This window comes from Lysobacter oculi (assembly GCF_003293695.1).
Lineage (GTDB): Bacteria > Pseudomonadota > Gammaproteobacteria > Xanthomonadales > Xanthomonadaceae > Solilutibacter > Solilutibacter oculi.
The window spans coordinates 1,746,079-1,769,180 of the sequence record NZ_CP029556.1 but is presented as its reverse complement, the minus strand read 5'-3'; the positions used below and the strand labels follow the sequence as shown (position 1 = coordinate 1,769,180).

The 23,102-nt window shown below is 60.6% G+C and carries 20 protein-coding genes; 17 read left to right on the top strand and 3 right to left on the bottom strand.

The features are described 5' to 3' along the window. The first annotated feature begins 7 nt into the window (after window positions 1-7). Genes DCD74_RS08525 through DCD74_RS08490 form a run of 8 tightly spaced genes read left to right on the top strand, consistent with a single transcriptional unit; the run spans window position 8 to window position 9,319 of the window. A complete protein-coding gene (locus DCD74_RS08525) occupies window positions 8-2,470 on the top strand; it encodes a glycosyltransferase family 4 protein (RefSeq protein ID WP_237049569.1) in 2,463 nt (820 codons plus the stop codon). Window positions 2,471-2,488: 18 nt separating this feature from the next. Then, window positions 2,489-3,388, top strand: a complete 900-nt coding sequence (locus tag DCD74_RS08520) for a class I SAM-dependent methyltransferase (RefSeq protein WP_112926941.1) — start codon at window positions 2,489-2,491, stop codon at window positions 3,386-3,388. Window positions 3,389-3,435: 47 nt separating this feature from the next. Further along, window positions 3,436-4,383, top strand: coding sequence for a UDP-glucuronic acid decarboxylase family protein (locus DCD74_RS08515; RefSeq protein ID WP_112926940.1), 948 nt, complete (start codon window positions 3,436-3,438; stop codon window positions 4,381-4,383). Window positions 4,384-4,386: 3 nt separating this feature from the next. After that, on the top strand, window positions 4,387-5,340 hold the full coding sequence (locus tag DCD74_RS08510; protein WP_112926939.1) for a glycosyltransferase: 954 nt from the start codon (window positions 4,387-4,389) through the stop codon (window positions 5,338-5,340). Then, window positions 5,324-5,728: a GtrA family protein gene (locus DCD74_RS08505; protein WP_112926938.1), complete on the top strand. Its 405-nt coding sequence runs from the start codon at window positions 5,324-5,326 to the stop codon at window positions 5,726-5,728. Before DCD74_RS08510 ends, DCD74_RS08505 begins: the two co-directional genes overlap by 17 nt. Continuing rightward, on the top strand, window positions 5,725-6,348 hold the full coding sequence (locus DCD74_RS08500) for a hypothetical protein (RefSeq protein ID WP_112926937.1): 624 nt from the start codon (window positions 5,725-5,727) through the stop codon (window positions 6,346-6,348). Before DCD74_RS08505 ends, DCD74_RS08500 begins: the two co-directional genes overlap by 4 nt. Continuing rightward, window positions 6,345-7,985, top strand: a complete 1,641-nt coding sequence (locus tag DCD74_RS08495) for a DUF6311 domain-containing protein (protein WP_112926936.1) — start codon at window positions 6,345-6,347, stop codon at window positions 7,983-7,985. The genes DCD74_RS08500 and DCD74_RS08495 overlap by 4 nt, the downstream gene beginning before the upstream one ends. Window positions 7,986-7,990: 5 nt before the next feature. Continuing rightward, on the top strand, window positions 7,991-9,319 hold the full coding sequence (locus DCD74_RS08490) for a hypothetical protein (protein ID WP_217424248.1): 1,329 nt from the start codon (window positions 7,991-7,993) through the stop codon (window positions 9,317-9,319). 11 nt (window positions 9,320-9,330) lie between these two features. On the opposite strand, the gene DCD74_RS12685 is transcribed toward DCD74_RS08490, so the two are convergent. The 3 genes from DCD74_RS12685 to DCD74_RS08480 form a co-directional block, all read right to left on the bottom strand. Further along, the gene (locus DCD74_RS12685) at window positions 9,331-9,948 is read right to left on the bottom strand and encodes a hypothetical protein (RefSeq protein ID WP_162615956.1); all 618 of its coding nucleotides are present in this window, start codon (window positions 9,946-9,948) and stop codon (window positions 9,331-9,333) included. Window positions 9,949-10,021: 73 nt separating this feature from the next. Beyond that, window positions 10,022-10,963, bottom strand: coding sequence for an electron transfer flavoprotein subunit alpha/FixB family protein (locus DCD74_RS08485; protein ID WP_112926934.1), 942 nt, complete (start codon window positions 10,961-10,963; stop codon window positions 10,022-10,024). Next, entirely contained in the window at window positions 10,963-11,709 is a 747-nt protein-coding gene (locus tag DCD74_RS08480) for an electron transfer flavoprotein subunit beta/FixA family protein (protein ID WP_112926933.1), read from the bottom strand. The genes DCD74_RS08485 and DCD74_RS08480 overlap by 1 nt, the downstream gene beginning before the upstream one ends. Window positions 11,710-11,941: 232 nt before the next feature. On the opposite strand from DCD74_RS08480, the gene DCD74_RS08475 reads away from it, so the two are divergent. The 9 genes from DCD74_RS08475 to DCD74_RS08435 all read left to right on the top strand — a co-directional run bounded on the left by DCD74_RS08475 (window position 11,942) and on the right by DCD74_RS08435 (window position 23,099). Continuing rightward, a complete protein-coding gene (locus DCD74_RS08475; RefSeq protein ID WP_112926932.1) occupies window positions 11,942-13,351 on the top strand; it encodes a mannose-1-phosphate guanylyltransferase/mannose-6-phosphate isomerase in 1,410 nt (469 codons plus the stop codon). Between the two features lie 97 nt (window positions 13,352-13,448). Then, window positions 13,449-13,835, top strand: a complete 387-nt coding sequence (locus DCD74_RS08470) for a hypothetical protein (protein ID WP_217424247.1) — start codon at window positions 13,449-13,451, stop codon at window positions 13,833-13,835. Continuing rightward, window positions 13,832-15,172, top strand: a complete 1,341-nt coding sequence (locus DCD74_RS08465) for a class I SAM-dependent methyltransferase (RefSeq protein ID WP_112926930.1) — start codon at window positions 13,832-13,834, stop codon at window positions 15,170-15,172. The genes DCD74_RS08470 and DCD74_RS08465 overlap by 4 nt, the downstream gene beginning before the upstream one ends. Beyond that, window positions 15,169-16,302: a class I SAM-dependent methyltransferase gene (locus DCD74_RS08460; protein WP_112926929.1), complete on the top strand. Its 1,134-nt coding sequence runs from the start codon at window positions 15,169-15,171 to the stop codon at window positions 16,300-16,302. The genes DCD74_RS08465 and DCD74_RS08460 overlap by 4 nt, the downstream gene beginning before the upstream one ends. A 4-nt stretch (window positions 16,303-16,306) precedes the next feature. Continuing rightward, window positions 16,307-17,560, top strand: coding sequence for a class I SAM-dependent methyltransferase (locus tag DCD74_RS08455; protein WP_112926928.1), 1,254 nt, complete (start codon window positions 16,307-16,309; stop codon window positions 17,558-17,560). Then, window positions 17,553-19,781, top strand: a complete 2,229-nt coding sequence (locus tag DCD74_RS08450) for a glycosyltransferase (RefSeq protein ID WP_112926927.1) — start codon at window positions 17,553-17,555, stop codon at window positions 19,779-19,781. Before DCD74_RS08455 ends, DCD74_RS08450 begins: the two co-directional genes overlap by 8 nt. Then, window positions 19,778-20,911 (top strand): glycosyltransferase family 4 protein, encoded by a 1,134-nt coding sequence (locus DCD74_RS08445; RefSeq protein WP_112926926.1) that lies wholly within the window; start codon window positions 19,778-19,780, stop codon window positions 20,909-20,911. Before DCD74_RS08450 ends, DCD74_RS08445 begins: the two co-directional genes overlap by 4 nt. Continuing rightward, window positions 20,911-21,723: an ABC transporter permease gene (locus tag DCD74_RS08440; RefSeq protein WP_162615953.1), complete on the top strand. Its 813-nt coding sequence runs from the start codon at window positions 20,911-20,913 to the stop codon at window positions 21,721-21,723. The genes DCD74_RS08445 and DCD74_RS08440 overlap by 1 nt, the downstream gene beginning before the upstream one ends. A 17-nt stretch (window positions 21,724-21,740) precedes the next feature. After that, on the top strand, window positions 21,741-23,099 hold the full coding sequence (locus DCD74_RS08435) for an ABC transporter ATP-binding protein (RefSeq protein ID WP_162615952.1): 1,359 nt from the start codon (window positions 21,741-21,743) through the stop codon (window positions 23,097-23,099). The last annotated feature ends 3 nt before the right edge of the window (window positions 23,100-23,102 follow it).

Here is a 23,102-nt window from a genome sequence, read left to right as displayed (position 1 = left end):
CCCTCGTATGCGATGCGCGATCGACCTGCAATCCTGCCTGACCGATTCGCGTGATCGTGGAATTGGCCGTTATGCGGTCAACCTGACGGATGCACTGCTTGCATGCCCGGGCGACGATGTCTGGCTCGTCGGTCTGGACACTGCCGATCCGTCACGCGTGCGTGACATCCGCCATCGCATGCGGACCGGGCGGATGCCCGACACCGTGGCGTACCGTTATCCCGCGGTGACCTTCATCGACGGGCATCGGCTGCACGTTCAAGCGGCAGAGTCTGCGCGCGCCCGGTTCTACGAGGCGCTCTCCGTGGACGTGGTTCTGCAGACCAGTCATTTCGAGGTGGGCTCGGCGTATGCCACTGGATTCGACTGGAGCGAACGGCGACCTCGTACCGCGGTCATCGCCTATGACCTGATCCCGCTGCGATATCCGCAGCACTATCTGCCCGAGGGCAATCCCCTGACGGCCGTCTACAGGCGGAAGCTGGAGCAATTCGTCCGCTACGACATGTTTCTGGCGATATCCGAGGCTACACGCTCGGATCTCGTGAACATGTTGAACATTCCGCCGGAAAAGATCGTCCTGGTCGGTGCGGGCCTGGATCCCGGTTTGCGGTCCAGATCGACCGCAGTCCGCATCGAACGCGCGCAGTCGATGCTTGCAGGCAATGGCATCGTCGAACCTTTCATTCTTACTGTCGGCAACGGGGACTGGCGCAAGAACGGCGTGATGGCGCTGGAGACGTTCGCGGCTCTTCCGGAAAGGCTGCGCGCAACGCATCGATTGGTGATGACGCAGGCGGGGCAGGACGTGGTTGATGCGTTGCACGGCCGCTTCGCAGGCATTGCAGCGCGGGTCGACATACTCGGCCGGATCGACGATGAATTGCTCGCCGCGCTCTATGCCCGATGCGAGGTGTTTTTTTTCCCGTCCCTGTACGAGGGTTTCGGCCTGCCCGTGCTCGAAGCCATGGCCTTTGGTGCGCCCGTGCTTTCGTCGTCCGGCGGCGCGCTGGCGGAAGTGGTGCCTGACCCGCGCGGACTGTTCGATCCAGGCGATGCTGCAGGCGCATCGGTGCTCCTCGCGTCCGTGCTGGAGGATCAAGCCCTGCGAGCGGCGTTGCGTGAAGCAGGCCCGGTTCAATTGCAGCATCACGATTGGTCCAGATCGGCACGCATCGCGCAACAGGCATTGAGGGAGCTGGCGCAGTCGGGGCGCAGTGCAGGAGTCACGGGGCTTGGTGTCCGTCAGGACGATATCCGTCGTTGGGGCGCCCTGCTCGCAGAAGTGCCGGATGCTGCACGTGATCTCGAATCCGGACTGGAAGCCATGGCTGCGCGCGGTGTGCGACGCATACTCGTGGACGTGAGCGAGGTGGCAAGGTTGGACGCGCGCACCGGCATCCAGAGAGTTGTTCGTCGATTCTGCTCGGGGCTTGCGGCGCTCGCTCCCGAAGGCGTCGAGGTGCAGCCGATTATGCACACGCCTGACGGCGTGGTGTATGCGAGCAGATTCGCCGCCGAACGACTCGGCATCCAGGCCTTTCTTGGCAACGATGGTGAACGAGTGCGTGCAAGGCCCAACGACCTTCTCTTCATGCTCGACTCGTCGTGGATCGAGCCGGAGCGCTTCGACCCCGTTGCAGAGGAGGTGCGTTCATTGGGGGGGGAAGTGGTGTGGATGGTCTACGATCTGATCCCGATCCGGCACCCTGAATGCTGTGACCCTGGCATGCCACGGGTCTTTTCCGGCTGGCTGCGGCACGCAGCAGGCGTGACCGACGGGTTCGTGTGCATCTCGGAAGCCACGCGGTCGGACCTGGAAGAGTTCATCGACAGTCAGTCCCCAATGCCTCGGCCACGCCCCTGGACCCGGGTCGTTCACCTCGGCAGCGATCTCGACGGCGAAGTGCAGTCGCCACCGTCGCAGGCGGTATCGCGTGCGATCGATAAAATCGGTGATCTCCCGCTCTTCATCGCGGTCGGCACCATCGAGCCACGCAAGGACTACGCGACAATCGTTTCCGCATTCGAAGACCTGATCGCCGGTGCGGATGCCGCTTTGTGCCTGGTGGGCAAGCATGGATGGAACGTCGATGCGCTGAGTGAGCGACTGCGCGCTCATCCGCTCGCCGGCACGCGCTTGCACTGGTTCGAGTCTGCTTCGGATGCGGACCTGACTGCGTTGATGGACCGTGCGGACGTTTTTCTGCAGGCCTCGCTCAGCGAAGGCTTCGGCTTGCCGGTCATCGAAGCCGGTAGTCGTGGAAAGCCGCTCTTGCTGAGCGACATTCCGGTGTTCCGGGAAGTCGCCGGCGCGAATGCCGAATATTTTCCGCCAAGGGATGCGGCTGCATTGTCCGCGCTGATGAAGGCGGGAATCGAGACGGGGCGCTGGAAGATGCCCACCGGAATGCGCACCATGACGTGGTCCGAATCCGCCGGCCGGCTGCTCGAGATTCTTCTCCATTGAAGGAAAGACCCGATAAAGATGAAACGGCATGCCTCCACGCAAACGCTTGCATTCAAAAGCCCCCTGGCAGACCGGGGTGGGCTTGACCGTCTGGCCACGGCGACGAGGCTGGCGGATCTCACGATAGACGGAATCGGAGGCCGCGAACTCGCCAACTACCTCGCACAGGATGTGGATCGCTTCCTCTACACTGCGGGCCTGGTGCCAGCCGATGCTGCGGGCAAGGCGCTGGAAATAGGCGCCAATCCGTACTTCATTTCGGTGCTGATGCGTGAGGCCAGACCCCGGCTGCACTTCGAGTACACCAACTATTTCGGTGGGGAGTCTCCTTTGATCACCCAACAGGTGGCGTGGACCGATCAATGCGGTGTGCGGCGAGAGGAAGCCTTCGATTCCTACAGCGTCGATCTTGAATCCGGACGGCTGCCGGTTCCAGACGCGACCTACGACCTGGTGCTCTTCTGCGAAGTGCTCGAACACTTCACTAGTGACCCGCTGCATGCCGTATCTGAAATCGCGCGTGTTCTTAAGCCGGGTGGATGGCTGATCCTGACCACTCCGAACGTGGCCCGCTTCGACAATGTCGTGGCCCTGCTCGAGGGGCGCAACCTCTACGACCCCTATTCCGGACACGGACCGCACGGACGCCACAATCGCGAGTACACGCGCCACGAGCTGCATATGCTGATGCGCCATGGCGGTTTCGCATGCGACACGGACTTCACCTCCGACGTGCACGACAACCAGGCGACGCAACTGGATGCGGCGGGTATCGCCTCGTTGCTGACAGCCACGCAGAACCGCGAACATGATTTGGGGCAGTATCTTTTCAGCCGCTGGCGTCGGCTTGCTGATGCGCCGGGCGAGCGGCGACCGTCCTGGTTATACCGCAGCTATCCGCCCGAGACCCTCTGTTAGGGACGTGACGGGTGAAACAATCATCGAATAGTGGACATGGAGCGACGATGCTGAACGCGGGAAGGGTTTTGGTGACGGGCGGGGCGGGATTCCTTGGTTCGCACTTGTGCGACAGACTGGTCGCTGCAGGGCACGACGTGCTGTGCGTGGATAACTTCTACACGGGCAACAAAGACAACGTGCGTGACCTGATTGGGCGCCCGAATTTCGAGCTGATGCGCCACGACGTGACGTTCCCGCTCTACGTGGAAGTCGATCGGATCTACAACCTGGCATGCCCGGCGTCGCCGGTCCACTACCAGTCGGATCCTGTGCAGACAACCAAGACCAGCGTGCACGGTGCGATCAACATGCTCGGCCTGGCAAAACGCGTTCGTGCGCGGATCCTGCAGGCAAGCACGAGCGAGGTCTACGGCGACCCCGAAGTGCACCCGCAGCCCGAGGCCTATTGGGGAAGGGTCAACCCGATCGGAATCCGCAGCTGCTACGACGAAGGCAAGCGTTGCGCCGAGACGCTTTTCTTCGACTACTGGCGGCAGCATCGGCTGGAGATCAAGGTCATGCGGATCTTCAACACGTACGGCCCGCGCATGCATCCCAATGACGGCCGGGTTGTCAGCAACTTCATCGTGCAGGCACTTCGTGGTCAGCCCATCACGATATACGGGGACGGCACCCAGACCCGCAGCTTCTGCTACGTGGACGACCTCATCGAAGGCATGACCCGCCTGATGGACAGCCGCGCTGAATTCACCGGTCCGGTCAATATCGGCAATCCCGGCGAGTTCACCATGCTGGAACTTGCAGAGACCGTGGTCTCGCTGGTGGGTGGCAAGTCCGGCATCGTCCACCAGCCCCTTCCGGAAGACGACCCCAAGCAACGAAAGCCGGACATCGGCTTGGCTGAGCGCAAACTCGGCTGGGCTCCCACAGTTTCGCTGCAGGACGGGCTCAAGGAGACCATCGCGTATTTCCGGCGGCGTCTGGAGCTTTGACGGATGGATACCGGCACGCTCTATGTCGTGATGCCCATCTACGAGGATGCGGAGGCATCCTCCCGTCTTTTCCGCGAACTCGCCAGCCTTCATGACGCCACCCGAAGACTGCACGTGGTTGCCGTCGATGACGGCTCGGTGCGGCAACCGGTCGAGACTTCCATGATTGTCACGGCCGGACTGGATGGCACGGTCCTGCGCCTGCGCCGCAACGTCGGCCATCAGCGCGCCATCGCCATCGGGATTTCACACGTGGCATCGCGCGCGGCGGAAAGCGACCGCTTGGTGGTGATGGATTCCGATGGCGAGGACACGCCGCAATCCATACCGGAACTGCTGACTCGGCTGGAATCGGACACGGTCGACATCGTTGCGGCTGTCCGCCGCAGTCGTGTGGAGACTCTGAGGTTCAGGATGTTCTATCAGGTCTACAAAGCGCTTTTCAGCCTCCTGAGCGGGCGACGCATCGATTTCGGAAACTTCATGGCGATGAAGCCGATGGCCGCGCGCCGCATCGCCGCCATGCCCGAATCATGGACCCATGTCGCTGCCAGCACCTTGAGTTCAAAGCTCCGGATAAAACGGCAGCCACTTGATCGAGGTCCGCGCTACGCGGGCAGGAGCAAGATGAATTTCGTCGGGCTGGCACTTCATGGTTTCCGCGCGCTGATGGTGTTCGGCGAGGACGTGCTTGTCCGGGTGGGTATCGCATGCAGCCTGGTCGCGTTTTTGTCGATCAGCGGCGGCGTCGCGGCGTTGATATTGAAGACAATCGGCTTTGCCACTCCCGGCTGGTTCTCCTTGGCGATGGGCATCCTGCTGCTGGTATTCCTGCAGACCGCCGCGCTGACTCTGATGGTGCTCATGATGTCGGGCATTGTCCGTGGTGGCGACATCGTGCCCGAAGGGCATTATCTGCAGTACATCGACGAGGTGCTGGATGCGCACCGTGAGTGAAATCGTGTCTGGTACGCAGGGAGAAGTGGCTCGCTACATCGCCAATGGCCTCGTTGCCACCTTGGTGCATTACTGTGTGCTGGAAGCCAACATGTCGCTGCTGGACATGCGATCGGCAGGGGTCGCCAATGGCGTGGCAGCCGTTTTCGGCATAGCCGTCTCCTTCCTGGGCAGCCGCTATTTCGTGTTTCCGGGGCGCACCGATGGCGCGCTCATGCAGTTGTCGCGCTTCCTTCCCGTATACGCCATCCTGGCTCTCATGCACATGCTGTTTCTCCGCGCATGGAGCGACCATTTCGGATTCGACTACCGGGTCGGCTTTTTGATCGCCACCGCACTGCAGGTTGCAGTGAGTTTCCTTGCCAACAAGTTGCTGGTCTTCAGGTGAGCAACGCCATGCGATGTGTCCTGGCGACAGCACTCTTCATCGGCGTGCTGATCGTGCTTCATGTCGTCCAGATGAGAACGATGAAGGTCGACGTCGTGCTCTATGCCTCGATCGGAGGGGCCGTGATCGCCGCGTTTCTGTGCTTCGCCGTCCTGCGTTTCGCGGGTGGACTCCATTCCTTGAGCACTCTCGAGCAGGCCATGCTGCTTTGCATCTGGTTGCTGGGCGGCTACGCATTCGCGATCAGCATACCCACCGTGCTTGATCGTTCGCTGTCGTTCTACATTCTCGAGAAGATCCAGCAGCGCGGTGGAGGCGTCCGCAGGAACGCGATGGAACGTATATTCATCGATGAGTATGTTCGGGAACATCGTCTCGTCGACGTGCGGCTTACCGAACAGGTCGAGTCAGGCACCGTTGTCGTGCGGGACGGATGCGTGATGCTTACCCCGCGAGGGCAGAGGCTGGCTTCGTTCAGCCGGGCCTATCGCAGGCACCTGTTGCCGGTGCGCCGGCTGCTGGCGGGCGAATATACCGATGCATTGACGGATCCATTTCGCGACAGCCACGTCGTCGCCGACTACGGCTGCGGACATGAGCAGCGGAGAACAGGTCCATGAAGGATTCCGTCGTGCGCGCAGCCTGGTGGCGCGGCGTCGTGCCGTGCATGGCGGTTGCGGTCCTTGCGTACCTGTGGGGACGCTGGGTGCTGGGGCCGGGCCCGCTGGACCCCAGCAACACCCGCTGGATATGGGGTGACCTGGCCCAGGTTTATGTGGCCTGGGGCGTCTACTTGACGGATCCGGCGGCTGGATGGCTGCAGACGACGCGCATGAGCCATCCTTTGCCCATCAGCATTTCGCTCTTCGACCCCATGCCGATCTTTCTCGCGATCGCGAAGTGGGCCGGCACCGGCTGGAGCGGACAACAGTATCTAGGTGCCTACTTCCTCGCATGCCTGGTTCTCCAGGGCGTGTTCGGTGCGCTGGCAGTGCGCGCCGCACTGAAACTGGCCGGCATGCAGGACATGCGTGCGCATCACGTCATCTGGACGATGGCTGGCCTGATGTTCGCGTTGCTGCCCTTCACCTTTTGGCGCTTTCAGGGGCACACGGCATTGTCGTCGCAGTGGGTGATCGTGCTTGGCATGTGGGCCTCGCTCGGGCTCTGGCATGCAAGACCATGGTGGTGGACGCTAGCCAATGCCAGCGTGCTGTTCCTTGCCGCGGGCATCAATCCTTATCTGGCGTTGATGACGGGCATGAGCGCCTGCGCAATGGCGCTTTCGCGCTGGCGCTTGGCCGGAACCGCATGGTCGCTGGCCGCGATCGCGGTTTTCGCGGTGGCGGCGTACTCCGGTCTTCGACTGTTCGGCTTCATGGCTGCAAGTGATGCGGTGACGCAGGGGTACGGTGTCTATTCAATGAACCTGCTCGGCCCGATCGACTCGAACGGGACCGCATTGGTGCTTCGCAGGGACATTGCCGATGCGACCGGTGGACAGACCTTCGAGGGTTTCGTCTATCCGGGTTTCGGCGTGCTCTTGCTGGCGATCGCCATCCCGTTCCTGCTTCCGGCAACACGTCGCCGGCTGGAAGGATTTCCGTGGGCCACCGTGGTCTTGCTGTGCATGGCCGCATTCGTGTTGGCTTTGTCGTCCACACTCACAGTCGGTGCGCACATCCATGAGATCGTCCTCCCGGATACCGTGCTTTCGTTGCTTGGCCGTTTCCGCGCCAGCGGCAGGTTTTTCTGGCTATGCGGCTTCTGGATCATCGTGCTGGGCACGACCTTGATTGTCGCGCGCATGCCGCGGCGGCTGGCGGCGATTGTTCTTTGCGGTTTGGTATTCCTGCAATTTATCGATGTGGCGCCGATCGGTTCCGCTGTCTCGGCCAACATGGCTGCGGGTCAGCATCAGGAAATGCCCGCATTCTCCCGCGGGACATACGCGGGCGTGGTGGCCTATCCGCCTTTCCAGTGCAGCCCCCACGGCACGCCGCTCGGGGTCCGCAACTACGAGGCGATCGGCTTTCGCATGCTGCGTGACGGCCTGTACACCAACAGCTTCTATGCCGCCCGCAACACACCCGAACAGCTGGTCCGGCACTGCAGCGGGAAAACGGTGACGCCATCGCCGAATGAAGTAGTCCTAATGGCCGATGATGTCTACCGTTCCAACGCCGGATCCATGAAGGACTTCGATTGCCGTCCCACGCGCGCTTACGACAAATCCTGGATATGCCTGCCTCGATGAATGGGATGCGCGCATGGCCCTGGCCGCTCATGGTCTGTGCAATTGCCTTGATGTGCGCGATAGCGGGCGGCGGCAGCTACTTTGCGCAGTATGATTTCGGCGCCTGGGGTGGCGACTGGGCGCGCTTGCAGCAATGCAGAATCATTCGGGATGCCGGAGGCTGCGAGGGACTAAGCAAATTCCCGCTCGCGTATCTGCTCAATTCGGCATGGGTGCATGAGTCACCTCAACCGGGCATGCGTCTGGCCTGGCTCAACGTCGCTTTCCTCGCTTTGCCATTGGCGTGGCTGGCCACGTTGCGCGGCAAACAGGCATTTGCATCGGCCGGCGCCTATATCGCAGCGATCTGTCTCAGCCCCCTGCCGTATTTCTACGTGCATGCCGCAGCCCTGGAGGTGCAGGCCGGGATTGTCGCGGGCATCTATCTGGGCACATTGGGTGCGATGTGGATGGAACCCGGTCTGAGACGCAGGCCCGTTGCGTATGGATGGCTGATCGGTACCGCGCTGCTGTTTCCGCTGTACAAGGACACGGTGGTTGTCATCGTGCTGTTGGCCATCCTGGTTTCGCTGGCGACTCTGCGACTGGCCAAGCATTGGCAGCGAAGGCGGAACGAGCAGTTCGGAGAGGCGCGCTTGGCAGGCATCACCGCGGCAGGGCTGCTGGCACTTGTGCCGGGCGGGGTGGCTGCGTTGGCGTACAACCAATATCGATATGCCAGTCTGGCGCCGGTCGCTTATCTGGAAGAAGCACGCCAGACATCGCCGCTACTCGTCATGTCGCTGGAATTCCTTGCCGGCGGAATCGCCTCGCCCAATGGCGGCGTGGTGATTTTCTGGTCGCTCCCGTTCGCCGTCTTGGCGCTTCTGCTGTGGCTGACGCGCCACAGGCTCTCGCTTGCGGGCATCCTGCCGGCGTTGGTTGCGGCAGGAGGGGCGCTGGTTTCCTTCTCGTTGTGGTGGGCGGCATTCGGCTGGTCATCGTGGGGCGACCGCTTGATGCTGCAGCCGATGCTGTCGCTGTTGGTGGCGATGCTGCTGACCGCAGGGACTGCAGGCAACGGCCATGCGCCGATCAGGAAAAGCCTCCGGTCGATGGGTGCGTGGGCAATCCTTGCATCGATACCCGTTCTGGCATCGGCATACTACTTCGCAATCCCGTACCGATCCGAACGCGAGGACGTGATGGGTGCCTCGCTGTGGCCGGGGCCGGCGTGCGAAGTCATGCGCGGCAAAATGGAAACGGAGGCCACCATCATGGGGCCGTCATTCTGGCGGACATCGTGGTATTACGACTGCGCTCGCGAGCGACTGCGGCACGTGCCTCGCCCCTGAAAATGGCAGCGTCAGGGTGTCCCGGCGGCACTCGGCAAAGGGGCACCTGCAACATCGCATATCCGTGTGTCGCATGCCGAGAAAGGGCCGATCTCAATGGGCTGATCGGTCGGCGTGTCATACCATCGCAACGGTTCCTGGACCAAAGCAAGACGCAGGGTGCGGCCGGAAGATCGCGCATCCACGGGTATTGCCAATGTCACCGCGGCACCTTCGCCGGGTTCGATCGGCGGAAGGGGCTGGCGGATGAAATCGAGCAGACCGTCCGGGGGTTCCGGCTTGCCATCGGACGAGAGCACCTGGACACCAAGATTGACCGGGTTCGATCCGCGCCCCACAAGCGTCTGCGTGGATCTGTTCTCGACCTCGATCGTGACCAGCACATGGGTTCCACCCTCGGTTTGTCGAGGACTTTCGACCTGCGACAGACGAACACGCGCGAATTCATCGGGAGCGATGGCCTGATTGATGCCGTCCGGTGCTGGCTGAAGCGTTTCAGATGGGACCGCTTCCGCTGTCGGCTCCTGCGGATTCGACGGGTCGGGCGAGCGTTTGCAACCTGTCGTCGCAAACGCGACGGCTGAAACGAGCGTCCCGATCATCATCAGCTTGCAAGCGAATCGTGCCATGGCTCTCACTCGGTTGGATCTGCCCGCCAGCCTAGCCCGGCAGGTGTCGACAACGACTCATCATTGCCGTCCATCAACCCAGGGCGGCCTTGAGCTGCGGCAGTATTTCGAACAAATCGCCCACCAGTCCGACATCGGCGATCTCGAAGATCGGTGCATCTGCGTCCTTGTTGATGGCAACGATGGTACCGGCATCCTTGATGCCAGTGAGGTGCTGGATCGCCCCGGAGATGCCGATCGCGATGTAGAGCTCCGGTGAAATGATCTTGCCCGTCTGTCCTACCTGCATGTCGTTCGGAACATAACCGGCATCAACAGCGGCGCGCGAAGCGCCTACAGCGGCTCCCAGTGCATCGGCGAGGGCATAGACGACCGAGAAATTCTCGGCGCTGCCTACTCCGCGGCCGCCGGATACCACGCGGCGCGCACTCTGCAGATCCGGTCGGTCGGACTTGCCCGCCTGCAGTCCGACATGACGTGTATGCGATGGCAACGGCACGTCGACGCCGACTGCCTCGACTAAGGCGTCATTGCCGGTAGCGGCCTCGAGCCACGAAGCGGTGCGGATGGTCGCGACCACGATCTGGTCGGCGGGGGTCTCGACGGTGACGATTGCATTGCCGGCGTAGATCGGTCGTTTGAAAGTGTGGGTGCCCTCGACCGCCATCAGGTCCGATATCTGTGCCACGCCGAGAAGAGCAGCGATGCAGGGCATCAGGTCCTTCCCGAACGTCGTGCTCGGGCCGAAAACATGGGTGTATTCCGCAGCAATCTGCGCGACCTGCGGTGCCAGAACCTGCGAGATCGCATGCTCGTTTGCCGGATTCGCGACCGCAAGCACTCTAGACACGCCCTCGAGCCGGGCGGCGTCACGGGCGATAGCAGTCGGATCCGACGCAAGCACCAGGACGTCGATGGACTCCGGAGCCAAAGCCAGCGCAGCAGAAACGCACTTCGCAGTGGCGGCATTGAGCTTGCCATCCAGGTGTTCGGCGACGATCAGGACCTTGGCCATCAGAGCAGCCCCTTTTGCTTGAGATGGGCAACCAGTTCGTTTGCATCCTTGACCATCACGCCCCGGCTGCGCTGGACGGGGGCGGCATAGTGGATCGTCTTCAATGTGTTCGATTCCTCCGCGCCGAGGTCAACCATTGCAATCGTTTCGAGGGGCTTGGACTTCGCCTTCATGATATCCGGCAGCTTGATGAAACGCGGCTCGTTCAGGCGCAGGTCCGTGGTCACCACCGCGGGCAGATCGATTTCCAACGTCTCAAGGCCCGCGTCGACTTCGCGGACAACCGTTGCTTTGCCACCTTCCACGCTCAATTCGCTGGCGAAGGTGGCCTGTGGGCGGCCCCAGAGCGTGGCAAGCATCTGCCCGGTCTGGTTGGCGTCGTCGTCGATCGCCTGTTTGCCGAGCAGAACCAGGTCGGGTTGCTCCTTTTCGACAAGCTTCAACAGCACACGCGCTGCGGTCAACGGCCCGACCGATCCGTCGGCAACCACATGAATCGAGCGGTTGGCGCCCATCGCAAGTCCGTTGCGCAGGTGCGGTTGCGCATCGGCCGGCGCGATCGCAGCGACCACGACCTCGGACGCAATGCCCTTGTCACGCAGGCGCAGGGCTTCCTCCAGCGCAATTTCGTCGAACGGGTTGGGCGAAAGCTTGACGCCTTCGGTCACCACGCCCGAGCCATCAGGCCGCACTTGTATGCGCACATTGGCGTCAACGACTCGCTTGTAGCCGACGAGGATCTTCACCTGGGCAAGGCTCCGCAATGGATAGTCATGGAAACTCCAATTCTAGCCGATGAAGCGTGGGGCGGTCTTCAGAAAATGTCGGGATGGGCGTCGCCGGCAAGTCGACCCGGTAGCGGGCTTGATGGTGGAATTCCCGGCTCAACCGCCCTGGGATTTGGTTTTCACGTGAATGTAAGACCGTGGTAACAAAAGGGTAGAATTATCCCGATCCAGTATCCGAGTCAGGCACCGTATGCTTCATCCTGTCATCTTGAGCGGCGGCAGCGGCTCGCGGCTTTGGCCATTGTCGCGGCACAATCAGCCCAAGCAGTTCCTGACTCTCATGGGCGATCATTCCCTCTATCAGGAAACGGTATTGCGTGCCGGGCGCCTGGAAAGTACCGCTCCGGCCATCACCGTCTGCAGCGAAGAACACCGGTTCATGGTAGGTGAGCAGCTTGCCAAGATAGGCCAAGAGAGCGGTGGCATCCTGCTTGAGCCGATCGCGCGCAATACCGCCCCTGCCATCGCCGTGGCTGCGCATCATGTGCTGGCGACTGACGCTGATGGCGTGATGCTGATCATGCCCGCCGATCACCTGATACAGGACGAATCCGCATTCCGCGCAGCAGTGAAGCGCGGCTTGCCCCTGGCCGAAGCGGGCTGGCTGGTCACTTTCGGAATCGAGCCGAACGCACCCGAGACGGGATATGGGTACATCCAGTCGGGCGAGCCGTTGGATGGCGGCTTCAGGATCCGGCAGTTCGTCGAGAAGCCGGATGTCGAACGCGCCAGGGCGTATCTGGATGAGGGCGGGTATGCGTGGAACTCCGGCATGTTCCTGTTTCGCGCCGATCGCTACATCGCGGAACTCGAACGACTGGCGCCGGCGATGGCCGATGCAGTGGCCATCGCCTTTGATGAGGCGGCTTCGGATCTCGATTTCACCCGCCTAGACCGCGCGGCGTTCGAGTCCTCTCCATCGGACTCCGTCGACTATGCGGTGATGGAGAAGACCGACCACGCGGCCGTCGTTCCGGTCAGCTGTGGCTGGAGCGACATCGGCTCGTGGTCGTCGCTCTGGGCAGTGGCCGAGCGCGATTCGAGCGGCAACTTCCATGAGGGCGATGTCATCACCGTCGACAGCCGCGACTGCCTTGTGCGCGCCAGCGACCGCAGGATGATCGCCACCATCGGAGTCGATGATCTGGTGATCGTGGATACGCCCGATGCGACCTTGGTCGCGCGGAAGGATCGCGTCCAGGATGTCAAGACAATCGTCGATGAGCTCAAGCGAGCCGGTCGTCAGGAGCATCTGTTCCATCGCAAGGTCTACCGTCCCTGGGGCAACTACGACTCGCTCGACATGGGCGAGCGTTTTCAGGTGAAACGCATCGTGGTGAAGCCCGGCGCCGCGCTCAGCCTGCAGAAGCATCACAAGCGCGCGGAACACTGGATCGTCGTGTCCGGCGTGGCGGAAGTGACCTGCGATGACAAGGTGTTCGAGCTGCGCGAGAATGAAAGCACCTACATACCGCTGGGAAGCGTTCATCGTCTGCGCAATACGGGTGCGGAGCTGGTCGAGCTGATTGAGGTCCAGTCGGGGCACTACCTCGGAGAAGACGATATCGTCAGGCTTGAAGACGTCTACGGAAGGCAATAGGGGGTATCACATGGGAATGGTGAAATCGATGGGCCAATGGCCCGTCGTTGGGCGCTTCATACGGATTCTGGTGGGCATATATCGACTGCCCGAAGTCATGGACATGGCGACGCACGGCAGACACGTGCAGTCGTCTCTGGACGGGATGCAAGGTGCACTCAATCAGCTCAAGCATGCTCAGGTTGTTCTTGAATGCCAGCATTTGCCCGAGTTGCGCACGCATACCGTGACCGGTGGCCGCGTGCAGGCTGCGGAAGCGCGACTGGATGCTTTCCAGCAGCGGCTGGATGATTTCCAGACACGTCTGCATGTTTACGAGACGCAGCATCTGCCGAACCTTCTTGAAACCCTGAGCGAGCTCAATCATCGGCAGATTGCCACCGATCACGATCGCGAGAACCTGGTCCGTTCCGTGCCGGTTGCGTTGCGGGAAATCCATCACCGCCTCAAGCGGCTGTCGAACATGCAGGACGAATTGGTTTGAACAACGAAGAGCTTCCCGATGGCGGCAATGACGAGAGCCCGGCCGGCATGGAACGTCTGCGGGAAGACCTGGACAGTCGTCTCGAAGCGCGCATGGTCGAGTTGCGCAAGAGAGACGAGCAACTGGAACTCAGGCTGGCGGAGCTTTCTGCGAGGCTTGAAGCCGCCTGTGCCGACCTGCGCGCAAGCCAGGCATTGCAGATGCAGGACGCGGCGCAATCCAGGAAATCGTTTGTGGAAACACTTGCCAACCTGCAGTCTGCGGTTGAGGCTTCCGTATCCAGCATCACCTCGGACATGGTCGACATCAGATCCATGGCGGAGCGCAATTCCGATGAGGTCCGCGCCAAGGATGGATTGATCGCTTCGCAAGCCGCCACGCTGGAGGAAGTCCGCCATTCCCAGCAGGTTTTCGAAGGCAGGCTTGCAGAGCTGGACGCGCAGGTTGCCCAGTGGCTTGTCCCAGATCGCCGTGAGTCCACTGACAGCGCCTTCAGCTCACCGCTGGAGCAGCAGGTTGCCGAGCTGCGCATCGATGTCGAATCCCGTGCGTCCCGGTCTGAAGCTGCGCTGGCGCAGGGGATGAACGATGTCCGCAGCTATGCCGACAGCTTGTTGTCCGCATATGCCGTTTCGCGCGAATGGATGGCCGATGGCCTGGTCAATGCGAACGAGGGCCTGGCCTGGCTGCGAGACCGGGTGGAGTTCATTCGGCGTGAACTCATGTTCGAGATCCGCTACGGCGACCGGGATCCCATGTCGTCTGCTAAAGGCTCCATCGCATCAGGCTCCGTCCAAGCCAGCGTCATCAACCACGTGCTGGTGAATGCCGCGCGTGAACAGGGTGATGTCCGCCTCAATCTCGGTTGCGGACACCTGCCCTTGCCCGGCTACATCAACGTCGACCTGCGGCATCTTCCCGGGGTCGACGTGGTGGCCGAAGTCAATGACCTGCCCTTTTCCGAAGGCGAGGTTTCGGCGATCCATTCGGCACACATGCTCGAGCATTTCCCCGAAGAGCAACTCAAGCGCAAACTGATCCCGTACTGGCGCTCGCTGCTGAAGCCGGGGGGGCGCTTCAGCGCCGTCGTTCCCGATGCGGAGGCGATGATCCATGCCTACGTCGCCGGGGACTATTCCTACGAACATCTGCGTGAGGTTACCTTCGGCGGACAGGATTACGCGGGGGATTTCCACTTCAACATGTTCACGCCCGACAGCCTGCACGCGCTGCTGGTGGAAATGGGTTTCAGTGACATTCGGATTGTCGAAAAGGGCCGGAAGAATGGACAGTGCTTCGAGTTCGAAATCGAGGCCACAGCAGGAGGCGGGGCATGACAAACGTGATTGAAGAGTACTACGAAGATGCGTTCAGAAGTGCAGGGGAGGGCGGATACATCTACAAGAGCCTTTCTCCTCTGGAGGAAGCCGGGCATTTCAGGAGGATGGATCTGCTTGCTGGCATATCTCTTCCGGACATCGAGAATGCCACGGTGGTCGACTACGGTATCGGCTCGTGGGCTATCGGATGCATTTACCCGAAATTGAAGAGTGCCAAGGAGCTGCATGGCTTTGACGTGTCCAGGTATGCCCTGTCATGTTCGCAAGCCCTGGCTGAAAAGGATGCGCAGCTTGCAGGGAAGAAAGTGCAGTTCCACCAGAGCAGCGGATATGAATTGGGGTTGCCTGATCAGAGTGTCGACATTTTCTTTGCCGGCGAATGCATCGAGCATATAGAAGACACGGAATCATTTCTCGGAGAAGTTCAGCGCGTGCTGAAGATCGGGGGTATCGCCATATTCACCACTCCCAATGCCACGCCATTCGCCTATCGCGCCCTGGGCTTGAAATGGGCTATGGGAATCGAGCATGTGGCATTGATGACCGCCCAGAAGTTCCTGGATGCCCTGGGCAAGCGGTTCAAGGTGCGTGAAACCATGTCGTTCAACAGCACGATCCATCCCGATCTGGATGGCGCCACGTCAAATGAGGTTGCACGGCAGTGGGCTGAGGCCGACATGGACTTCGATGACGCAAGTGCGCTTATAGCCGTTGTCGAGCGAGATGAGCGTGCGCTCCCCGCTGTGTGCAGACATGTTTTTGCCGAGATCGGCCAAGCGCAGGTTGTTGGGGAAAAGGAAGAGTTGAGCTTGTACGGAAGCATCAACGGCATCATGGTGGATGCGCGCGGCAAGGGGGAAATAAGGGTGTTGGTTCCCGATGCCGCCGTTCGAGCAAACCTGATCCTTTGGGCGCACCCATGGAGCGGCATTGCAACGGTTTCAGTGGGGAGGCGTGAAGTGGAAGTGGATCTCTACAACCATTTTGCGGGATGCGTGCGCGTCGAGATTCCGGGTGAGTGGTTGTCGGAAGGTGGCCACATTTCGATCCGCGCTTCGGAGAGAAAAAATCCGCGCAGCCACGATTTCCAGGCGATCTATTTCAGAACTGTATTCGCGGTCCGCTGATCCGATGGACATCATTGAAAAACTCGGATGGCTTGAAACCATCGTTCGTTGTCCTGCCTGCAACGGACAACTGACGACGAGCCTTGCAACGAGGGTTGCCGGCAGGCTTTTTTCCTGCGTGCTGCACTGCGCAAATTGCCGCACCGATTGCGGGCAAGTGGCAAACTTCAAATACTTCTTCAATGGATTCCCCCCGGGATATGAATTCAAACGCGCGCTTGGTGTGTTGAGTGGGCGTGAGTGCATCAAGGTGCATAGCCTTGGAGTGGAGGACGCTTTTCAGCTGACCGGCAATTGGCAGCACGACGCCGAGGCGAAGACTGTGGGCGCAATCGGCCCAAACGCCTGCATTGCCACGCTGGATGTGCCTCCGGACGCAATAGGCGTAGGCCTGCAGTTCGTGAAACACCCATGGTCGGGGGAGGCTGAAATCCGGCTTGATGATCGGCTTCTCGCTACCTTGGACCTGCATGAAGAAGCGGGGTCGATGCGACTGTGGTATCCGGTGAATACAGGCAGCGGTGGCGGACGCCTGGAGATTCGCTACACCGGCAAACGGAATCCGAAAGCGCTTGCAGACCAGGTGTGGCTTGGGTCACCCGATGTGGTGCTTGCGACCAGCGGTGCACCTTCTGTGGCGATGATGCCACAGAACAGAGGCAATCCTTATCCAGCCGAATTTGGCAGCCTTATGGCTCGAGTTCGATCTGATGAGTGGGTTCTTGATTGCGGTAGTGGAGACAGGGCATATCCTTCACCCAATGTCGTCAATTTCGAATACTCGCATTTCGCTGCTCCCGATGTGTCCGGGGATGGCCATGCGCTTCCGTTCGCGGACGACGCATTCGATCTAGTGTTGAGCCAAGCCGTGGTCGAGCATCTCTACGACCCGTACGCGGCAGTTGCGGAGATCCACCGTTGCATGAGCCCCGGGGGCACCGTGTTCTGCGAATCGGCCTTCATGCAGCCCCTGCATGCCGTGCCATTTCATTTTTTCAACACAACGCCATGGGGACTCGAGCGCCTTTTTTCTGCGTTCGACATCCAGCGAATCGAGTCAGTCGGCGACCTTGGCGATACGCTTGCTTGGATATATGCCATTTCAGGTCTGCGCGAAAAGGGTTTTGGAGAGCAGGTGGACGAAATCATATCGTCCGTCAGAAAGCTTGATGTGCATATCGATCCGAGCGCCCTTCGCATGTTTTCAAGTTTTGTGACGTTGCTGGCGAAAAAGAAGCGGAGGATTGCTGATGCTTAGTTTCTCCATCGTGATCAATACCCTCAATCGTGGGCACCTCCTCGGCAATACCTTGTCCAGTTTCCAGTGGCTGGAATACGAAGGAGATTTCGAGGTCGTCGTGGTCAATGGGCCAAGCACCGACAACAGCCAGGAAGTCGTCGAAAGCTGGGGCGGGAAAATCCGCTGGGGCCGGTGCCCTGTTGCCAACTTGTCCGTCTCTCGCAACATCGGAATCTGCATGGCGCAGGGTGACATCGTCGCCTTCATCGACGATGACGCGATTCCGGAGCCGGAGTGGCTGCATCAATTGGCGCGCGCCTACGATCATCCCGACATTGCAGGGGCCGGCGGACTCGTCTACGACCAGACGGGGTATACCTACCAGTACGAATACAGTACCGGCAACCGCCTGGCCAACGCGAATTGGCACGCGACGAAAAGCGCGGAACAGCTTTGCTTCCCTGGAAGCTGGGAGTTCCCCTATCTGCAAGGAACCAATGCATCGTTCCGCCGCTCCGCACTGCTCGAGGTTGGCGGCTTCGATGAGGAAATCGAGTACTACCTCGATGAGACGGAGCTTTGCTGCAGGCTCATCGACGCAGGTTACGTGATCCGCCAGCTGCCGGACGCATACGTGCATCACAAGTTCGCGCCCAGCCACATGCGCGACAACAACCGGGTGACCAAATACAACTATCCGGTGATCAAGAACAAGATCTACTTTGCCTTGAAACATGGCCGTGGCCATGAGTCGCTGCAGGCCATCATGGAGGACAATCTTGCCTTCTCCAAGGCCCGTGAAAACGACATCCGCTTCCACGTGGAAGGCGGACGGCTGGAGCCTGATCACCTCGAGGTTTTTGCCGACGAGAACCGCAGGGCCTGGGACCGGGGCATGGTGCGGGGAATGTCAGGAGAACATGAGTACATCACGGCGGAGAAGCTTGAGCGCTGGGCAGGGGAGTTCAATCCGTTCAGGACACGGCTGTCCAGCGAACCGCTCAATGTAGTGCTGGTTTCAAAGGACTTTCCACCGGAGCACGGTGGCGGCGTTGCGACCTTCATGAAAGATCTGGCAGAAGCCCTGGCCGCCGAGGGCAACTTCGTCCATGTGATCACGCAGAGCAGCGACATCAACCGTGTTGATTTCGAGAACGGGGTCTGGGTCCATCGGATGCTGGTGGCAGAACACGAGCTTCCCCCCGAAGCGGCACGCCTCGGTGTTCCGCAGCACATCTGGAATTGGTCGGCCACAGCGCTCGTCGAGGCGCGGCGTATCGCCACGCATCGCGAGATCGATGTGGTGGAGGCGCCGATATGGGATTGCGAAGGCATCGCTTTCATCGTCGAGAAACGCTGGCCGCTGGTCGTCAGTCTGCAGACCACTTTGAGTTTCTGGCTGGATACCCATCAGACCCAGCGGGACGACGAAAACTGGATGAACTCGTTTGGCAGACCGATGCTCGCTCTGGAGCAGTACGTGATGCAGGGCGCGGACATGGTGCGATCAATCAGCGCCGCCATCCGACAGGAGATCGAGCATCGGTACGATTTCAAGTTCGACGATGAAAACGTCAGCCTCCTGCCGCTGGGAATGCCCGATGTCCAGCGCGGAAAGAATCCGTCAAGGCGCAAGGAGTCGGCTCCGCCGAAGGTGCTCTTCGTGGGTCGGCTGGAGGCGCGGAAAGGGATCGACGTCCTGCTCGAAGCTGCAACTCATCTGGAGCGGCAGGGGGTCGCGTTTCAACTCGATGTGGTTGGTGACGACACCTTGGTCAAGGACTGTGGAGGCACGTACCGTGCCGACTTCGACGCTCATGCCCCGGATTCGCTGAAAAAGAAGGTTTCGTTCGCTGGCCGCGTAAGCGCGCAGGGCCTGCTGGATGCCTATGCCGACTGTGACATTTTCGTGGCCCCGAGCCGATTCGAATCCTTCGGTCTGGTATTTCTGGAAGCGATGCGCGTGGAGAAGCCGGTGATAGGCACGTGCGCAGGCGGCATGCCGGAAATCATCAAGCATCAGGAAACCGGATTCACCGTTCCGGCGGACGATTCGCAGGCACTTGCGGATGCGCTCAAATCACTGCTCCGGGATGCCAAGCTGCGCGAGAAAATGGGGCGCGCAGGCAGGCAGCATTTTCTCAAGACGTTTACCGACCGGCAGATGGCCTTGGGAAGCTTGCCCATGTACAGGCGCGCAATGATGAAGTCGCGGGTTGCACCTGGCGTTGAGCGATGAAAATATCCTACGTGTCCGGGATCTGCGTCCGCAACGATGCGATTTCCGCCAGCATCCGAAACGAAATGCGCATGCTCGAAGCTGCGGGGCACGACGTGCGTTTCTTCGGCTATGCCTGCGATTTCGAGGAAACGCCTTTCTCGAAGGTGGACAACGTGTGGGAGATCACCGTTGACCCGCACTTCCGGGAGAGCGATCTGGTCGTGTTTCATTTCGGCATCTTCTATCCACTTTTCGACGCATTGATGCTGGTGCCCTCCCGTGCGAAACGCGTGGTGGTGTTCCACAACATCACGCCTGCGGCCATGGTGGCCGAAGAAAGCCGCGCACTGATCGAGAAATCCCTGCGGCAGATGCACAACATCAGCTTCAGCGACAAGGTCTTCTGCGTGAGCCAAGTGAACCAGGACGTCTTGGACGGACATGGCATCGAGACGCCTGCCCAAGTGCTTCCGCTGGCCGTTGATCCCGTGGGTGCCCCGGTTTCGAAACCGTCGGTGACGGATGACGTGCAGCGCATCCTCTTCATCGGACGTTTCGTGAAATCGAAGGGCCTCCCCGATGCCCTGGCCGCCATCGAAGCCGCGCTGCAGGAAAATGCGGGGCTGTGTCTGCGCTTCGATCTGGTCGGCAACACGCTTTTTTCCGACACTCGCGTGATTGACCAGATCGAGGCGACCGCCGATCGTTGGCGACGGCAGTACGCGGACAGGGCGCGTTTGCAGGTCCATGGCAACGCGGATGAAGTGCGCAAGCGGGCGTTGCTGTCCGATGCCGACCTGTTCCTGTTGCCGAGCTATCACGAAGGCTTCTGCGTACCCGTGGTCGAAGCCATCAGTGCGGGCTGTCGCGTGCTGACCTACGACAATTCGAATCTGGCCTACATCGGACGAGGGCAATCGCGCACGGTTGCGACCGGAGACGTGGCTGCGCTGGGTCGTGCGCTGTCGGAAATGCTTGCCGATTCGGCCTCGACATCATGGAAGCAGGCCGGGTATCAAGCCTATGCGCGCGATACCGCCGAATACAGTGATGAGTTCAGGGAGGAGTCGGTATCGTGCCGCTTCATCTCTGCCATCGAAGGCGTGATGGCGATGCCCGCAACGAGATCACACACAAGGACTGCATGATGAGCTCCAACAGGAACATGGGCCTCGGCAATGGTCTGAAGCTGGCCATGTCGATGATGTCGCGCGATCTTCGCAACCGTTACGCGACTTCCTACGCAGGCCTGTTCTGGCACTTGGCCGTGCCCTTGATCAACGCGCTGGTATTCGTCGTCGTCTTTTCGGTGCTGATGCGCGGACAGATGGGCGACAGATACGGCGACGTTCCGTTCGCGTTGTTCTACTTCGCGCCCTTTAGTCTGTGGATGTTCTTCCAGGAAGTGGTGGCGCGCAGCACGGGCGTGTTGCGTGAACACGCGTTCCTGATCAACAAGATCGCATTCCCTTCGTGGATCCTGCCATTGGTGCCGTTGGGTGCCGCGTTCCTGGGCCAGTTCATCGTCCTGCTGGTCGTGGCGGGCCTGATGTTGGCCAATGGTGTTTCGCCGGGTCTTTCCGGGGTTGCAATATTCTTCCTGCTGTGGCTTGCAACCGTCGTGTTCGCGGTAGGTGTGGCTTATCTCGTGGGTGCGCTGTCGGCCTACGTGCCTGACCTGGAGCAGGTGGTACCGATCACCCTCAACATCACGTTCTGGCTGACGCCCATCCTTTATCCGGCGACACTGGTGATGAACGAGGCGCCGCAGTGGGTCAAGACACTCATCCTGCATCTCAACCCCTTCACCCACATGGCGGAATCGGTGCGTTTCGCACTGTTCGGCAGACCTGTCGAATGGAACAGCGTGGCCATTTACTGTGGCGTGGCCGTCCTGGCGCTGGCGATCGGCGTGCCAGTGTTCCGCAGGCTCAATCGCGGTTTCGCCGACGTCCTCTGATTGCCAGGAAGCACGCAATGAATGCATCCAATCCCCTTGCACTCGACATCCAGTCGCTGACCAAGGTCTACCACTCCTACGCCAGGCCGTTCGATCGCCTCAAGGAACTGATCGTCGCGGATGGAAAGGCTTACTCGCGGGAGGTGAGGGCACTCGACGACATCAGCCTGCAGCTGCCGGTGGGCGGGCGGCTGGGAATCATCGGTGAAAACGGCAGCGGGAAGAGCACGCTGCTCAAGGTGATTGCAGGCGTGCTTTCGCCTACCGAAGGTTCGGTCAAAGTCAACGGGCGTGTTTCTGCGCTGCTGGAGCTGGGTGCCGGCTTCAACCCCAATCTGAGCGGTCGGGAAAACATCCTGCAGTTCTGCATGCTGCATGGATTGGCTGCCGCGGAGACGGAGCGTGCAGTCCCGGAGATCATCGCCTTCAGCGAGTTGGGCGATGCAATCGACCATCCGCTCAAGGTCTACAGCAGCGGCATGTCTATGCGATTGGGCTTTGCGTGCGCGGTCTACGTCAAGCCCGACATCCTCATCGTCGACGAGGCGCTGAGTGTCGGCGACGCCTATTTCCAGAACAAATGCCTCCACAAGATCAAGGCGCTGCTGGACGGAGGGACCACCTTCCTCTACGTCACCCATGCCGCGGATGCCATCCGTTCGCTGTGCGAGACGGCCATCTGGCTTGAAAATGGTCGCGTGCGCATGAAAGGAAGCGCGAGCGATGTAGGCGCTGCCTACCAGAGCGCCATCTTCAGCAGGATGGTGCGCGCAGGCCTTGAGCCACATTCCGAAGCCGTCGAAGCATCGACATCCTATCCACACGTGTCGGGACCGGTGAGCAAGCGGGACGCCGCGCGCATTAAGGCGTTCGAAGACCGGGTCGCGCCTCTGCGCACCGGCAGCGGCGAGATCCGCATCGACGACATCGAAGTCATCAATTCCCGCGGCGAAGAAACCGACACGCTCGATTTCGGCGAGGAAACCACGATCCGCGTCTTCTTCCACGCAAGAAAGGAGCTGGCAACAAGGGCCGTTCTCAATGTCGGCATCACGGATCGAACGGGCCGCCAACTGGTTCACATGAACCCCATGTTCCAGGACGCATTCGCCTCGGATGCGCCGCTGGATCAACCCCACGTGATCGATTTCAGGTTCCGCAATCCGCTGTGTCCCGGGGAATACGGCGTGGCGGCCGGCATCGCGGTATTGACGATAGATCCCAGAACCAATGCCCAGACGCTCATCGCCGAGGTCATAGATTACTGCGCCGGCGGCTCCCGCTTCTCGATTCTCTATCCGGAAGACAAGGAGCAGCGCGATCTGTGGGGCGTGGTACACATCGATTACGATGCAAAAATGCGCGCCATCGACTGAGGC